The following is a 17,649-nucleotide window of genomic DNA, read 5'->3' on the forward strand; positions in this document are numbered from 1 at the left end:
CGTTGCGATCGCGCTATGTTGAAAGCGACACTGCCTTGTTGATTTTCCGCTTCGCGGAGTGCGGGTTCCCTCAACCTAAACTCCGACTTGACCGTAGATTACATTATTACTTCGCGCTTTGGGGTTGTCGTATGCCTTGGACTCGTATCCTGAGTGGAATTGTGGCGATCGCGATCGCTTTAAGCATGATTTTCTTAGGGGGATGGTATTTTACCGCCGGTTTGATGGTTATCGTCTTGCTGGGGCAACTCGAATACTTTCAAATGGTTAAAGCCAAAGGCATTGCACCCGCCGCCAAAATAACCTTAGTCGTTTCGCAATTGCTGCTGATTGTCGCCACCCTCGCTTCCCCCTTCACCAACGCCGCTTTCGCCCTCGCCGGGACTTTCATTTGCTTCTATCTCCTCTTTCAGCCCTCAATGGCCAGCATTGCCGATATTTCCACCTCAATTTTGGGCTTATTTTACGGCGGCTGGCTGCCAAGCTACTGGATTCAATTGCGCGTCGGGCTGACAGCTTCAAATAGTGGCGGCGAGATCGCGATCGCAAGTACCCAATTTCCCCTCAGCGGCTTATTGCCGAATTCTTGGTATGACTCCAGCATCCTCTCGCCCGCCCTCGCCATTACGCTTCTGTCTTTTAGCTGCATTTGGGCCGCAGATATCGGCGCGTATACCTTCGGTAAGTTCTTCGGACGCACGCTGCTGTCTCAAATCAGTCCTAAAAAAACCGTCGAAGGTGCAGTATTCGGCATTCTCAGCAGCGCGGCGGTGGCCGAGTGGGGGGCTTGGTATCTCCACTGGAATTGCTGGCAAATCAGCGGCTTATTGCTGGGTCTTTTGATTGGCGTAACCAGTTTGTTGGGCGATTTAACCGAATCGATGATGAAGCGCGATGCGGGGGTTAAAGATTCCGGTCAAATTATTCCCGGACACGGTGGTATCTTAGACCGAACGGATAGCTACGTTTTCACTGCCCCTTTGGTGTACTATTTCGTGACCATCTTTTTACCGCTTCTACCAAGCTCTTTCGGGGCATTTTAAGGGCTTAGTTGGCTCGGTGAGTCGGATTCGACGTTTTAGCTGCGATTGAGAAATTAAAATGCCGATAAAAACTCCGCGTCTTTCCCTGCCGCTACTCCTCGCTTCACCTTACCTCCTGGCGACGCTGTTTGCAGTAGGACTGACGAGCTACTATTATTTTCGCAGCGGACAGAATGCCGTAAGAGATTCCGTTTTACAGTGGCAAAAAGAGCGGACAGTACGGGTAGCCAAAGAGTTAAAAGAAAGCTTTGAAATTCCGGCAGCGATCGCGCAAGATACTGCCAAGGACTTCCAATCTGGATATATAAACGCCGAGCGCACAAAAGATTTAATTCATCAATTTCAGCATCAGCGCTCCTTATTTGAGTCGATGCGGGAAGCCTCGATTTATTTGGGAACGGCGCAAGGAAAATTAATCGGTTTGGGCTATCAAACCGCCAATCCAAATTTAATCGCCTTAAGCGATAAATCCGGCAATCTAAAGATTTATGAAACCGACGCGATCGGCAATCCTAAAGTCGAGATCGCGCAGCAACCCGCAACAGATCCCCGCTTACAGCCTTGGTATCTTCGCGCCCTAACCACGACAAAACCCGTTTGGGGCGAAAGCGAGTACGATGCGATCGCACAACAGCGCAAACTCGTTCTCAGTCAAGGCCTTTATAACCCTTCCGGACAACTGGAAGGAGTAATCGCGATCGACTATTCCCTCTCGGATCTCGATCGCACCTTACAACGCCTCAAAATCGGTTCGAGGGGTAAAGTCTTTATTCTCGATCGCGCCCTACACCCGATCGCCTCATCCGTCGCGCCCAACACCGATTTAGACCCCGCCCTCGCGCAGCAAATCCGCCAGCAGTTCGGCACGATCGAAACCATTCGAGATGTACGACAAATTTCCTTAAAGCTGGACGGACAACAGTATTGGCTGTCCTTGGTTCCCTTCTCCCGTAACAACGGTTCGCACTGGTGGATTGCCGTTCTCACGGCAGAATCGGACTTTCTCGCCCCCTTTTACACAACAGAGCGCCATAGTATTTTACTCTTGCTAGCGACGAGCGCGGCAGCGGTAGCACTGGGTGTCGCCATCGCACGGCAAATCGCTCGTCCCATCCGGCGCTTGCAAGAAGCCACCACCCAGATTGCCAGCGGTGACTGGCAGCAGCGAATCGAACTCAACCGCGACGACGAACTCGGAGACTTGGCGAAGGCCTTTAATAGCATGGCAGAACAACTGCAAACAGCCTTTGCCCAACTGCAAGCCCTCAACCAAACCGTCCTCGAGAGCGAGAACCGCCTGCTGCAATTTTTAGAAGTCCTCCCGGTTGGCGTATCCGTCCACAATACAGCCGGAGAACCGCTTTATATGAACCAAGCCGCACGAGACCTGTGGGAAGTCGATCCGGGCGAGATGAAAACAACACAACAATTTGTCGAGACGGGCGGGATTTATTTAGCCGGAACGCCCCATTTGTACCCGTTCGAGCGCTTCCCCGTCACCAAAGCGCTGCAAGGGGAACCCGTCAATGCTGAAGATTTAGAACTGCGGCGCGGCGATATTCAAGGCGGGCGCGTCATTCCCTTAGAAATGCGTTCTGCCCCCATTGTCACCCCCACCGGAGAAGTTGCCTACGCCCTCGCCACCTTTCTCGATATCAGCGAGCGCAAACGCGCCGAACAAGTCCTTCTCCACTACAATCGCACCCTCGAAAAACGAGTCGAAGAACGTACCGCCGCTTTAGCGAAAGCTGAAGCCGAACTGAAAAGTTTGTTTGCAGCGATGCAAGAAGTCGTCATCGTTCTCGATAAAGAAGGGCGTTACCAGCGAGTCATCTCCAAACAAGAAGAATTGTTGGCGCAGCCTAAAAACGAGCTTTTGCAGCGCACTATCTACGATGTCGTTTCAGCTGAGGAAGCCGATCGCTTTTTTGAGGCCCTGCAACAGGTGATCTCCACCCAACAAGCCCTCGATCTCGATTATCACCTCGAAATTAAGGGTAGAACGTTTTGGTTTGAAGCGAGTATCTCTCCTTATTTAAAAGATAGTGCCGTTTTGGTCGCCCGGGATGTCAGCGATCGCCAGGTTCTCGAAGAAAAAGTGCGCACCTCCGAAGCCAGAATGCGCGCCGTCCTCGAGGCGATTCCCGACATTATTTTGATTATTGACGAACGCCAAAATATTGAAGTTTCGCCGACGAATTTCATTTATCTTTGCGCTTCAAACATCAATTGGCTCAGCCTCACTGTCGAACAGTTTTGGAGCGAAGAAAACGGCGAGTTGTGGTTCTCGTTGGTGCGTCAAGCGCGCGAGCGACAAGAGGTGGTTAATTTTGATTACCGTTTCCGGGAAAGTTCCGAGACAGAAGTTTGGTTTGCCGCTCAAATCGCCCCCCTTCCTAATAATTCCGTTATTTGGGTAGCGCGGGACATCAGCGAGCGCAAAGCCGCTGAAGTGGCTATTTTTGAGGCGAAGGAAGCCGCCGAAGCCGCCAGTCGCGCTAAAAGTACGTTTGTGGCGAATATGAGTCACGAACTGCGATCGCCTCTCAACGCCATCCTCGGTTTCGCCCAACTCCTCGCCCGCAGCCCGGATATGTCGTCGGAGCGCCGCGAGTACGCTAATATCATTACCCGTAGCGGCGAACATTTACTGGGTTTGATCGATCAGGTATTGAATTTATCGAAGATTGAAGCCGGACGCGCTCAACTCAACGAGATTGACTTCGATCTGATTCGCGAACTCGATAATCTGGAAGATTTATTCTCCTTGAAGGCGGAAGAAAAGGGCTTGGACTTTCGGATCGAACGGGATCGAAACGTGCCGCAGTACGTTTGTTGCGATCGCCTCAAACTGCGTCAAATAGCGATTAACTTGCTCGGTAACAGCATTAAATTTACGCCCGTCGGCCGCGTAACCCTGCGCCTGACAGCCCTTGAAGCGAGTTCTGGCGATCGCCAACTCGTCCGATTGGAAGTCGAAGATACCGGCCCGGGCATCGAACCCGATGAATTCGATTGTTTGTTTGAGAGTTTTCAACAAACGCGCACCGGACGGCAACTTCAAGAAGGAACGGGCGTAGGGCTGTCTATCGTCCGCGAATTCGTACAATTAATGGGCGGGAGCATTACCGTCAGCAGTGGCGACTATACTTATAATCCCGATACTCCCCCCGCCGTCCCGAGAACCGCACCCGCCGCTACTACGACCTTTAGCGTAACGCTGCCGATGCTCCCGATTGAGAGCGTTGAGTCCGACGAAAATTCGCCCCTCCCCCACAAGGGAACAGAAAAGCGAATCGCCCTCGCCCCCAACCAACCGCAATATCGCATTCTCGTTGCGGATGATAAAGATTACAACCGCAAACTCCTCGTCCAACTGCTTGCCCCCGTCGGTTTTACGGTGCGCGAAGCCAGCAACGGAGAGGAAGCGATCGCCCTTTGGGAAAGCTGGCAGCCGCATCTGATCTGGATTGACTTGCGAATGCCAATCCTGGACGGTTATCAAGCGACGCGCTACATCAAGGCTCATCTACGCGATCTCAAAACGATTATTATTGCTCTGACTGCTAGTCCTTTAGAAGAAGAACTCGCCGAACTGCGATCGGCGGGCTGCGATGGCTGGATGCGCAAACCCGTGCGAGAACAAGCGATTTTCGATACGCTGGCTCGACATTTAGGAGTACAGTATATTTATGCAGAAGAGAAAAATACCTCCGAAGGAGGACAATTGAATGATTCATTGCTGTTAGCGCTCCTTGAAAGGATGTCTTCAGAATGGAGGCAAAAACTAGAGGACGCTGCGGTAATGATTGATGACGAACAAATTTTTTTGCTGCTATCGGAAATACCGGCAGAACTCAGCAAGCTCGCTCGAATTCTCAGCGATTGGACTCAAACTTTTCGCTGCGATAAAATTATTGCCCTTATCGAACGCTTTAATTCTCAAAATAATAATCACTAAGTTAAGAGATTTTTTAATAAGTTTTGAATTTATGATGTTAAATAAAGGTAATATTCTAATTGTTGATGATATATTAGAAAGCCTCAAGCTATTATTTGATGCTTTAACAGAGCGCGGCTACAAAGTTCGAGGCTCGGCGAAGGGGTTGATGGCAATTCGAGCCGCAAAACTCGCACCGCCAGATTTAATTTTATTGGATATTAAGATGCCCGATCTCGATGGGTATCAGGTTTGCGAACAGTTGAAAGCAGACGAAGCAACGCGGGAAATTCCCGTGATTTTTATTAGCGCTCTCGATGAAGCGATTGATAAAGTGAAAGCTTTTAAAGTTGGGGGAGTTGATTATATAACAAAACCGTTTTATTTAGAAGAAGTTTTAGCCCGAGTTGAAAATCAACTGACGATTCAAAAGTTACAAAAAGAGTTAAAGCTCCAAAATATTAAACTACAACAAGAAATTCAAGAACGTCGTAAAGCCGAAGAAGAAGCCCAAGCTGCCTCGCTGGCAAAAAGTCAGTTTTTAGCAAATGTCAGTCACGAGTTGCGCACGCCATTAAATGCAATTTTAGGATTTACGCAAGTCTTGAATCGAGAGTCTAATCTCCAGGAAGATCAACAAGAATATCTTAAAATCATTCAGCGTAGTGGCGAACATTTGCTGGATTTAATCGATGACGTTCTAGATCTCTCGAAAATTGAAGCTGGGTTAGTTCTACTGAATGAAAAAAGCTTCGATCTGTATCGGCTCCTCGATAATATCGAAGAATTGTTTGAGATGAAAGCGAAATCAAAACAACTCGCTTTAAAATTAAGGATTGCATCGGAGGTTCCTCAATACATTTTCTCGGACGAGCAAAAGTTGCGGGGATGTTTGATTAATTTATTAGGCAATGCCATTAAATTTACAACAGAAGGTCACGTCACCCTAACGGTTAACTTGCAGCCCGCAGAGGATGAAGAATTAGACTCATATCTTGTTTTTGAAGTCATCGATACAGGGCCGGGAATCGCCCCGGAAGAAATTGAAACATTATTTAATGCGTTTGTCCAAACTTCTACGGGCATCACCTCTGCCGAAGGAACGGGACTAGGACTCGCAATTACCAAACGATTTGTCGAACTCATGGGCGGCGAAATAACCGTTGAAAGTAACTTCAAGGAAGGAAGTCGGTTTCGCTTCACCATTGGGCTGAAGCAAGGCAATTCGGCGGAGTCGCTCGAGCAAATTATTCCGCGCGTTGTCGGCTTAGAATCCCAACCAAGAGCTTACCGTATTCTTGTCGTTGACGATACTGCTGAAAATCGCATTTTATTGGGTAGACTTCTCAAACCCATCGGCTTTGAGGTGCGCGAAGCGAGCAATGGCTGGGAAGGGATTTTAGCGTGGCAAGAATGGCAGCCCGATTTGATTTTGATGGATACGCGAATGCCCGTTCTCGGCGGGATTGAAGCCACGAAAAGAATTAGAAATCAAGAAAAACAAAGGATGCCGAACCTGCGGCCGACTACGATTATTGCTTTAACAGCTAGCGCCTTTGAAGAACGGCGCGGCGAAATTATTGAAGCAGGCTCCGATGATTTTGTGCGCAAGCCCTTTACCGAAGAAATTATTTTTGGGAAGCTCTCGCAATATTTGGGCGTGCGGTATGTCTATGAGGAGGTGTCCCCCATCGCTGCCGAAAGAAATTGGCAGCGGCAAGCGATCGCGCAACGTCCGGAGAGTTTTTGGGAAGCGCAATTTACGGGTTTAGCGGTGGAGTGGCTCCAGCAACTCAGAGAAGCAGCCAATCAAGTCAACGAAAAACTCGTCAGCGATGCGATCGCCGAACTGCCCCCGGAAAAAAACGAACTCGCCGAGGCTTTAAGGGAACTCGTTGCAGATTTCCGCCTCGATGTGATTTTACGCATCACTGAGTTCTTAGAGCAACATTAACAACTCACCTGCCTAAAGGCAGGACTTATAAGGCCGACTTTCTCGATAATTTAAAGAGGGGTAACGGGAAAAATGAATAAAGAGCAACTCCTGTCGAGCGATGAGCGAAAACCGCGACTCAACCATTTTATTAGTCGATGATAAGCCGAATAACCTGCGTTTGCTATCCAAAATGCTAAGCGAGCGCGGTTATCGAGTACAACGGGCGATTACTGGCGAACTAGCCCTCAAAGCCGTTAAAGTCAGTCAGCCGGATTTGATCTTGCTCGATATTTTGATGCCCGATCTCGATGGTTTTGAGGTTTGCGCTCGCCTCAAAGCGCAACCTCAAACCTGCGATATCCCGATTATCTTTCTGAGCGCGATTAGCAATACGACAGAAAAAGTCAAAGCCTTCTGTATGGGGGGGGCAGACTATATCACCAAACCGTTTCAAATCGAAGAAGTCTTAGCGCGGATCGACAATCAACTTAAGATTCGCGCCTTACAAACACAACTCGAAGCCCAAAACCAGCGCTTGCGGCTATTAGAACGAGCGATCGATGCTTCAGACGATGGCATCTTTATCGCTGAATGTGCCGAGCCTCCCGATGCGCCGTTAATTTATGCCAATCGGGGTTTCGAGCGCATGACGGGCTACGCGCCAACCGAAGTTATCGGGCGGAATCTCGATTTTTTGGCGGTGGAAGAGGGCGCGCGCGATCCGCAAAGCGAACCCTTGTATCAAACCCTAGCCGCCGGACGCAACGCCCGCTTGACGCTACCCAACCGCCGCAAAGATGGCAGTATCTTTTGGAACGAACTAAGCGTTGCGCCGGTATGCGACGAAGAAGGCAAGCTGACGCACTCCATCGGCGTGCAAGTCGATATCAGCGATCGCATCGCCCACGAACAAGCGCTGCTGCGACGAGAGCGCTGTCTCAATACCCTCGTTCGAGTCCAGCAAGAATTGCTCCAAAGCAGCAACGCGGCAGATAGCTATCAGTGCGCCCTCAAACTGCTCGGTCCGGCTGCCGAAGCCGATCGCGTTTACATTTTTGAGAACCACTTGCGCGCGGACGGCGAGTTGTTAATGAGTCAAAAAGCCGAATGGTGCGCCGAAGGTATACCGCCCGAGATCGACAACCCGCTTTGCCAGAACATTTCCTACAGCGAGTTTTTCCCGCGCTGGGCCGAACTCCTAGAGCGGGGAGAAACCATTCAAGGTGCGATCGCGCAATTTCCCGCCCGAGAGCGAGAGATTCTCGAACCCCAAGGCATTCAAGCGATCTCGATCGTCCCGCTGATGCGAGAAGGTCGCTGGAGCGGCTTTATCGGTTTTGCCCGCCGCGAAGCCCGCAACTGGGAACAGGGCGAACTAGCGATGTTGCAATCGGCAGCAGCAGCGATTGCTCTCAAACACAGCCAACTCCAACACGAAGCCGCCTTGAATGCCAGCGAAGCGCGTTACCGCTGGATTGTCGAAGCCTCTAACGAAGGGATTTGGGCGATCGATGCCCAGCATCAAACGACCTTTGTCAACCCAAAAATGGCGCAAATGTTGGGCTATACAAGTGTAGAACTGCTAGAAATGCCCAGTAGCGCTTTCCTCAATGGGGAATGGGAAGCCGTCGTTCACAGCTATCTCGATCGCCGCGATCCCGACAGCCAACGGCAATTCGATTGTCTGCTGCGCGATCGCTCCGGGCGCGAGGTTTGGGTATTGCTCTCGACTACGCCGATTTTTGACGAGACGGGAAACTACGCCGGAGCGCTAGCAATACTTGCCGATATCACCGAACGCAAACAAGTCGAATTGGAGCTAGAAAATACCACCAGCCGCCTCAGCGCCCTACTCCAGAATTTACAAATGGGCGTACTCGTCGAAGACGAGAATCGTCGCGTTGCCCTGACTAACGGCGAATTCTGCAAGATGTTCGGCTTAGAAGCGCCTCCGGAAGCTTTAGTTGGTTTCGACTGCGCGCGCGCCGCCGCCGAAGTCGCCTCGATGTTTGCCCAGCCCCATCTGTTTCTCGAACAGACCGAAACGCTGTTAGCCCGACGCAAAGTGGCCATCGATCGAGAACTCGGACTGCGGGACGGACGAACGTTCGAGCGCGATTACGTGCCGATTTTTGTCGAGCAAGGCGCGCAGCAAGCCTATGCCGGTCATTTGTGGCTGTATCGAGATATTAGCGATCGCAAATACGCCCGGGAAGCGCTGCAAAAACAACTCGTCCGGGCGATCTCGATCGAGCAAATCGTACAAGATATTCGCACGAGCTTGCAATTAGTCCAGATTTGTCAAACGACAGCCACTCAACTCGGACAAGTCTTACAAGCTGATAGCTGCATTGTCGGGACTTTGGGCGACGACCCCGCCCCGCATTTACTGCCCGTCGCCGAATACAAACTCTCGAAAATGCCCTCGCTGATGGAAAGTCAGGTTTTCATCGCCGATAACCCCCGCGCTGTAAGCTTGCTCGCTCGCGACGAAGCGATCGCCGTCAGCCGGGAAAGCGAGCATCCCCTTTTTAAGACCGACAGCCTTGGTTCTTTGCTCGCGGTGCGTACTTCCTATCGCGGTAGGGCTAACGGGATCGTCATCTTGCAGCATTGCAGCCCGCATCATTCTTGGCGCGGCGATGATATCGAACTGCTCGAAGCCGTCGCCGCCCAAGTCGGAATCGCGATTGCTCAGGCCCAACTGCTCGATAAGGAACAACAGCACCGTCAGTGCCTCGACCGACACAACCGCCAACTGCAACGGGAAATTCGCGATCGCCAACGAGCCGAACAAGCCCTCCAGCAGAGCGAAGAGCGCCTTCGCCACATTGTTGAAAACGCTAACGATCTCATCTATCAACTCAGTCCGCAAGGTTGCATATCATATATTGCACCCAATTGTCAAGAAATTTTGGGCTATCGCCCGCAAGCATTGCAAGGACTTTCCTTCACCGAGATCGTCCATCCCGATGATGTTTCCCACTGTCAAAAAGCTTTTAATGACTTAATCGTTAATTGCACGAAGATATCGGATCTCGAATATCGCCTTCGCTACAAGGATGGTAGCTATCGATGGCATACTTCTAACCTATCGGCCGTTCGCGACGACCGAGGTCGTACCCTTTATTGCGTGGGGATCGGTCGCGATATCGCCGAGAGTAAAGCCGCCGCCGAAGCCCTGCGCGCGAGCGAAACCCGCTACCGGGAACTGGTCGAGTCCCAAGACCGCGTTCTCGTTTGTCGCTGGCATCCCGATACGACCTTAACTTTTGCCAACGAAACTTACTGTCGGTATTTTGGCATTACGCCCGCCGAAGCAGTTGGCAAGCAGTTTATCGAGTTCCTGCCCGACCCGCAGACGCGCGAGGCCGTTTTAGGCTCGATTCAACAGCTATTCGAGACGCTGCAACCAACGACTTACGAGCATCAGGTTGTATCGGCTTCTGGGGAAATTCGCTGGTTCAATTGGACCGACCAACCGATCTGCGATCGCGACGGCAATTTTATCGAATTTCAGTCCGTCGGCTTTGATATTACCGAACCCAAACAGCGGGAGGAAGCCTTGCGATCGATCGCGGAAGTGATGGCTTCCAAAACCGGTACTGACTTTTTCCAAGCCTGCGTCCGCCATCTGGCGAAGGTGCTGCAAGTGCGCTACGCCATCGTCACTGAGGTAGAAAGTTTCCCTATCAAATGCGGTATCGGTCGCGCCTTTGGGTTGGGCGATCGCTTTGCGGAAAACTACCAGTACGATTTCGCCGGAACGCCCTGCGAACAGGTGCTTCGCAGCCGCCAAACCTGCTACTATCCCCACTCCCTCCAAGCGCTATTCCCCACCAGCGAGGCTGACCGACAATTGCAGGCAGAAAGTTTTTGGGGTACGCCCTTAGAGGATTCCCAAGGCAATCTCTTGGGGCTATTGGCAGTGTTAGATACCGCTCCCCTGCAACTGACTGCCGATGAAGAGCGCATCTTAGAAATTTTTGCCGCGCGCGCAAGTGCGGAACTGGAGCGGCAGCGAGCCGAAGCAGCGGTACAGCGTCGGGCTAGCCAGTATAAGCTCCTCGGTCAGATCGCGCGCACTTTGCTCGATCGAGACCTCGATCGCGCGATCGATTTTGCCTTAGAAAAAACCGTAGAATTTACGGGGACAGACGGGAGTTTTGCCTGCGAATATTACGGCGATCCGATGCGCTACAACATGACTCACGCATGGCAGCAGCCCGGAGTGCGATCGCTGGCAGAAAGCAACCAAGCAATCCCCACGCTGAACTTTCCCTATTTTTACCGCAAATTGTCCAACAACCAACCCCTCATGGCCGAACGGTTGGACGAGTTACCCTCTCCCGAAGCCGATCTCGAGAAAGTCGAACTCGCCAAGCTGCCCGTGCAAGCGTTCTTAGCCGTTCCTACCCAGTATGCCGGACGAGTGAGTGGCTTTGTGGGGATTTATACCACAGAAGCCGTCAAACCTTGGACGGAAGAAGATCTTAATTTGCTGGGCTTGGTGAGCGAACTGATCGCGATCGCCAAGCGCCGTCACGAAGCCGAAATCCAACTGCGCGACTCCCAACAGCGCCTCGGCTTTTTGGTCGAGCAAACCCCCCTAGCAGTGATTGAATGGGAACCCGACGGCAATGTTGCAGCTTGGAACCCAGCCGCCGAAACGATTTTTGGTTACACCGCAGCGGAAATCGTCGGGAAAGAACACGCCCACGTTCTCGTTCCCGAACACGAACGAGAACGGGTAAAAACTGTCTTCGCTCGACTGATGTCCCAGACGGGCGGGCAGCACATCATTAACGATAACTTGACTAAAACCGGGCAGATTATTACCTGCGAATGGTTTAATTCGCCCTTAGTCGATGAAAATGGGATCGCGATCGGCTCGGCCTCGATTGCAATGGATATCACCGATCGCAAAGAGCGAGAATTACTCGAACACGCCCAAAACACGGTTCTTAAGATGGTCGCAATGGGCGCATCCTTGCAGGATGTCATGCTCGAGCTAACCCGACAAACTGACGCGCTCGCTCCCCATCTTTACTCCTCAGTCATGCTCGCCTCCGAAGACGAGACCCTGTTGGAATGTTGTATTTCCTCGGGACTACCGCAAGGATACATAGACGAGTTACCGATTATTCCCATCGCTGATGGCATGGGGTCTTGCGGAACGGCAGCTTATCGCCGCGAGCGCGCTATTGTTGAAGATATTGCCGTGCATCCCTGGTGGGCAGAAGTCAAGGAATTGCCCCTCAGCTACGGCTTACAAGCCTGTTGGTCGGAGCCGATTTTAACCGAGACGGGCAAACTTTTGGGGACGTTTGCGCTCTATTTCGAGCAACCGCGATCGCCCGATACCCGAGAGTTAAAAATTGTTGCTTCTCTGGCTCAGATTGCTTCGATTGTGATTCAGCGCAAACAAGTTGAAGCCGCACTGCAACAAGCCAAGGAAGCCGCAGAGTCCGCCAACCGCGCTAAAAGTGTGTTTTTGGCGAATATGAGTCACGAGTTGCGCACTCCCCTCAATGCCATTCTCGGTTTCAGCCAACTGTTGGAGAGCGAAGAAAATTTTAGCTCCCAGCAGCAGGAGCAAATCGGTATTATTAATCGCAGCGGCGAACATCTCCTGATGCTGATTAATGACATTCTCTCAATGGCGAAAATTGAAGCCGGACGCATTACCCTCAATGAAAGCCGCTGCGACTTACATCGTTTGCTTCAATCGATTGAAGAAATGCTCGAGCTTAAAGCGAATTCTAAAGGCTTAGCACTTATTTTCGCGATCGCTCCGGATTTGCCCCAATTCATCCAAACGGACGAAGGCAAGCTCCGCCAAGTGCTAATTAATTTACTCAACAATGCGATTAAGTTTACGCAAACCGGAAGTGTGACGCTGCGTGCTGAATTGTACGGCGAAACCCTCCTAAATGCCGACCCAGAGCAGTCCGCAGCGCCGACAAAACTCGCCTTCCACATTGAAGATACCGGATCGGGCATCGCCCCAGAAGAACTCGAGACTTTATTCGAGCCGTTCGTACAAACGGCGACGGGACGCAAATCTTCTGAAGGAACGGGTTTGGGCTTACCCATTAGCCGTCAGTTCGTCCAGTTAATGGGGGGCGATATTGCCGTTCGCTCTTGCGTCGGTCGCGGTTCGGTCTTTAGCTTTGAAATTTTGGTGGAAGTGATGGCACAGAACCATTTCGGGCAAGCTCGACTGGAAGCACGCCACGCCCTCGCCCTCGATATATCAGCCGAGAACAACGGCACGACTTATCGCATTTTAATCGTGGAAGATGGGTTGGAAAATCGCCAATTGCTCGTACAACTTTTGGAACCGCTGAGTTTTGAAATCCGGGAAGCTGAAAATGGGCAGGAAGCGATCGAGATTTGGCAGGAGTGGCAGCCCGATTTAATCTTGATGGATATCTTAATGCCCGTGATGGACGGTCTGGATGCAACGCGACAAATTCGGATGCTGGAGCGCGATCGCAGCGCGACGAACGATTACTATGGAAAAACTCCGATCGTTGCTCTGACGGCTAGCGCGTTTGAAGAAGAGCGAAAAGCTATTCTTGCTGCCGGATGCGACGATGTACTTTATAAGCCGTTTCCACAAGATGCGTTCTGGAAAATGCTAGAAACGCATCTTGGCATTAATTTTGTTTACGCAGAAACAGCGGTTTCTTCTTCGGAGGTGAAACCGGCGGCAACCTTAACGCAAGAAGCTTTAAAAGTAATGCCTGCTGATTGGTTGGAGCGATTATACCTTTCGGCTTTGGAAATTAATTACACAAAATTATCCGAGCTAATCGAGCAAATTCCTGAAGAACAGGCTGTCTTAGCCGATACCTTAGCTGGGTTGTTAGATGATTATCGTTTGGATACGATTGTCGAAGTAATGCAAGGAATAATTGATAATTGATAATTGATAATGGATAACGTTACTCACCGTTCGCTCATTCTAGAGAACGGTGAGGGGAGCCGGTAAAACTTGCGCCGCGATCGCCCTCATCCCCCGGCCCCTTCTCCCAAACTCGGCTACCGTGTACACACAACTCATCGGTTGAGTGGCAAGCTGGGTCGATCCCCCACGGGGCGGCGTTTAATTTCGAGACGGGGCGGCTCCAATTTTCGAGGGAACCTCGAAAACAGCGCCCCTAAAATCCCCCTTAAAAAGCTACTGTGTACACACAAGTAGAAAATTGAGACCCCCAATCTGTATAAGCCTTGCTAGGCAAGGCTTTCACAATTCAGAGTTGATTCTTAACAACTCAAGCTTATTGAGAAAGAGAAACGAGCCATCGGCTCTTGAGACATCGGAAGGTTCCGAAACGGTTCCGCGATCGAGATGTGTGTACACAGTAGCTTTTTTAAGGGGGGCTAGAGGGGGGATCTTCAACCGCCATGCTAGATTCGATCGCTTATGCGTACACCGTAGCCTTTTTTAAGGGGGGCTAGGGGGGATCTTCAACCGTCATGCTAGATGCGATCGCTTATGCGTACACCGTAGCCTTTTTTAAGGGGGGCTAGGGGGGATCTTCAACCGTCATGCTAGATGCGATCGCTTATGCGTACACCGTAGCCCAAACTCGGGCGAAGGGGAGTCGACTCAAAGTCCCTCTCCTTTGTGTGTACACAGTAGCAAAGTTGGGAGAGGGATTGAGGGAGAGGGCAACAAAAGTGACTTGCTCCCACGAAATCTGGTTTGCGCCTAACGCACCCTACTGAAAAGGGCTATTGATTCGTGAGATTTTACTGAGTGGGTTCTGGCAGCCAAATGTACTGAACTTCAGCTTGGGTAAAGTAGAGCCAAGAGTTACAATCATTGTCAGTGAGGCACGATACTTCTAAGGAGAGACTGCTGGCGGTATTAATGGGAATGGTTAGGTTGCCGACACTTTCGAGGGTAACAACTTGGGAGGTACTTGGGCTGCCATCTACATAGGCGATAACTTTTATCGCAGAGGCGCGAGAGCGACCATCGTTGATACCGAAAGTTAATAAGGCGGAGGTCGGTTTCCAGGCGGGGTCTTCGGGCATGGGCAAGTCACAGGTAATTTTTGCACCGGGATAGGCGCGCATTACTGCCCGGTAAAAGCGTTTGCCAATGGAGAGGTTGCGATCGCTGCGTTCAAAGTCGTTGCTGGGTCTACCATCAGCGTCTGCACAGTCTAAGCTGAGGATATCCCGAGCCATAGATTCGGTTTCAGCGCGTCCCTCGCGAATCGGAAAAATCCCCACACAGACGGATAAGAGGATTGCGGCAGCCAAATGAATCGATCGTTTCATGTTGCTCATGCACCAATTTAAAGACGTTACTCGGTGTCCCCTCAATCTCGGTCGAATGGGGCTGGGGCGAAATGCCTTTAGTCTCTCATAGATCGAGGGAATTGGGGAAGAGGAAATTCAGCGATCGGCGAGCAGTGATATAGTACATCCTTCACTCTGTCTTCCTCTTAAAATTTCGTCAATTCCAACTCCCCAAGTCCCCCTCTTGGTTCTTGACTCTATGCGTATAGATAAGATATAATGGTAGATTGTGAAAACTTATCGCGTTCTACGAAAGACCCTTGGCTAACGTTATTGTCGTCGGCGCTCAATGGGGCGATGAAGGAAAAGGTAAAGTCACTGACTTATTGAGTCGGTCGGCAGATGTGGTCGTGCGTTACCAAGGGGGGGTGAACGCGGGACACACGGTGGTCGTGAAAGGACAAACCTTTAAACTCCACCTGATTCCTTCTGGCATTTTATACCCCGATACCGACTGTATTATTGGCTCCGGAACTGCCATCGATCCCGGAACTTTAATCGAAGAGATGGATCGACTCGAAGCGCTAGGCGTAGCAACCGATCGCCTGTTTATCTCCCAAACGGCTCACGTAACGATGCCGTACCACCGGATTGTCGATCGCGCCTCAGAAGAAAAACTGGGCGATCGCAAGATCGGAACCACCCTACGGGGTATCGGTCCGACCTACGCCGATAAGGTAGAACGCACCGGATTTCGAGTCATCGACTTGATGGACTCGGAAAGTTTGGGCGATCGCTTGAGGTACGCGATCGATACCAAAAACGCCATTATTGAAAAATTATACGGTCTGCCGCCTTTGGACGCTGAGGCTGCCCTCGAGCAGTATCGCGCCTATGCCGAGCGCCTGCGTCCCCACGTCATCGACAGTTCCCTAAAAATCGAAGATGCCGTTAAAAAGCGCAAAAATATTTTATTTGAAGGCGCGCAAGGAACGCTCCTGGACTTAGACCACGGCACTTACCCTTACGTCACCTCCTCAAACCCCATTGCGGGCGGCGCTTGCGTGGGTGCGGGAGTCGGTCCGACGATTATCGATCGCGTCATCGGCGTTGCCAAAGCCTACACCACCCGTGTCGGCGAAGGTCCCTTCCCGACCGAACTGCACGGAGAGGTGGGAGAACTGTTGTGCGATCGCGGTGCAGAATTCGGGACGACGACGGGTCGCCGCCGTCGCTGCGGCTGGTTCGATGCGGTCATCGGTCGCTACGCCGTTCGCATTAACGGACTCGACTGTCTGGCGATTACGAAACTGGATGTCCTCGACGAACTCGAAGAAATCAAAGTTTGCGTCGCCTACGACATCGAGGGCAAAACGTGCGATCGCTTCCCCAGCAGCGCCCGCGAATTTGCCAAATGCCAACCGATCTACAAAACCGTACCGGGCTGGCAGCAATCCACCGCCAACTGTCGCACCCTCGAAGATCTGCCCGAAGCCGCCCTTAACTACCTAAAATTCCTCGCCGAACTGATGGAAGTTCCGATCGCGATCGTCTCTCTCGGAGCGAGTCGCGACCAAACCATCATCGTCGAAGATCCCATCCACGGGCCCAAACGCGCTTTGCTTTCTCCGAGCAGCGTTCCTGCTTAGACAGGAGATTAATTGATAATGGACAATGGACAATGGATAATTTTCGATGTGTGAATTTTGAGCGCTCTGGACAGCGAGGCCTCCTCGTCATTTCCAATCGCGCTGTTGAGTTTTAAATTCTCAAAGAAATTGTTCGCCATTCCCCATACCCTAAAACCGAAAACCTAAAACCTACAATTCCATGTCAGTTTCAGTCGCTGTTGATTGTCAAAAACGTCCCGAAGGAAGCAAACCGAACGCCCTGCGTCGCGAGGGACTTCTACCTGCCGTCCTGTACGGTCATAAAGGAGCAGAATCGATGTCTTTGGTCATGAAAACCAAAGATGCCGAACTCCTGCTTAAAAAAGCCCAAATTAATAACACCCTAGTCGATCTTAAAGTTCCCGAGCTTTCTTGGCAGGGAAAAGCCTTAATCCGAGAAGTTCAATCCCACCCTTGGAAAAGAGACCTTTACCATCTCAGTTTCTTCGCTGTTGCCGGTCACGGTAGCCTTCAAGTCACCGTTCCCGTTGAAGTAGTCGGCACCGCTCCCGGCGTGAAATTAGGCGGCGGTATTCTCGAACAAATGTTTACCGAATTCGCTGTAGAATGTCTGCCCGATCGCATTCCAGAATCCATCCAAATCGATGTTTCTAAACTCGAATTGGGTGAATCGCTCGCAGCCGGTGAAATCAGCTTGCCTGAAGGCGTAAAACTGATGGACGATCCCGAAGCAACGGTCGTTAGTATTGTCGCCCCCAGCGAAGAAGTTCCCCCCGAAGAAACTGCTCCCGTAGAAGTAGCAGAATAAGCGCGATCTGCGTTGTGAATTTTCGAGCTTTT

General features: G+C 51.2%; 7 protein-coding genes. 6 read left to right on the plus strand and 1 reads right to left on the minus strand.

The features are described 5' to 3' along the window. Positions 1–131: 131 nt before the first annotated feature. The 4 genes from H6G50_RS02985 (at position 132) to H6G50_RS03000 (ending at position 13,850) form a co-directional block, all read left to right on the plus strand. Entirely contained in the window at positions 132–1,043 is a 912-nt protein-coding gene (locus tag H6G50_RS02985; protein ID WP_190713171.1) for a phosphatidate cytidylyltransferase, read from the plus strand. Between the two features lie 58 nt (positions 1,044–1,101). Continuing rightward, positions 1,102–5,004 (plus strand): PAS domain S-box protein, encoded by a 3,903-nt coding sequence (locus tag H6G50_RS02990; protein WP_190713173.1) that lies wholly within the window; start codon positions 1,102–1,104, stop codon positions 5,002–5,004. 31 nt (positions 5,005–5,035) lie between these two features. After that, on the plus strand, positions 5,036–6,937 hold the full coding sequence (locus H6G50_RS02995) for a response regulator (RefSeq protein WP_190713175.1): 1,902 nt from the start codon (positions 5,036–5,038) through the stop codon (positions 6,935–6,937). Positions 6,938–7,037: 100 nt separating this feature from the next. Then, positions 7,038–13,850: a PAS domain S-box protein gene (locus H6G50_RS03000; RefSeq protein WP_190713177.1), complete on the plus strand. Its 6,813-nt coding sequence runs from the start codon at positions 7,038–7,040 to the stop codon at positions 13,848–13,850. Positions 13,851–14,680: 830 nt separating this feature from the next. Here H6G50_RS03000 and H6G50_RS03005 read toward each other — a convergent pair. Continuing rightward, positions 14,681–15,217, minus strand: a complete 537-nt coding sequence (locus H6G50_RS03005; RefSeq protein WP_190713179.1) for a hypothetical protein — start codon at positions 15,215–15,217, stop codon at positions 14,681–14,683. Between the two features lie 281 nt (positions 15,218–15,498). Between H6G50_RS03005 and H6G50_RS03010 the strand changes: the two genes are divergently transcribed. Both H6G50_RS03010 and H6G50_RS03015 read left to right on the plus strand, forming a co-directional pair. Beyond that, the gene (locus H6G50_RS03010) at positions 15,499–16,827 is read left to right on the plus strand and encodes an adenylosuccinate synthase (RefSeq protein ID WP_190713181.1); all 1,329 of its coding nucleotides are present in this window, start codon (positions 15,499–15,501) and stop codon (positions 16,825–16,827) included. 181 nt (positions 16,828–17,008) lie between these two features. Beyond that, positions 17,009–17,617, plus strand: a complete 609-nt coding sequence (locus H6G50_RS03015) for a 50S ribosomal protein L25/general stress protein Ctc (protein ID WP_190713183.1) — start codon at positions 17,009–17,011, stop codon at positions 17,615–17,617. Positions 17,618–17,649 lie beyond the last annotated feature (32 nt).

This window comes from Oscillatoria sp. FACHB-1406 (genome assembly GCF_014698145.1).
GTDB lineage: Bacteria > Cyanobacteriota > Cyanobacteriia > Cyanobacteriales > Spirulinaceae > FACHB-1406.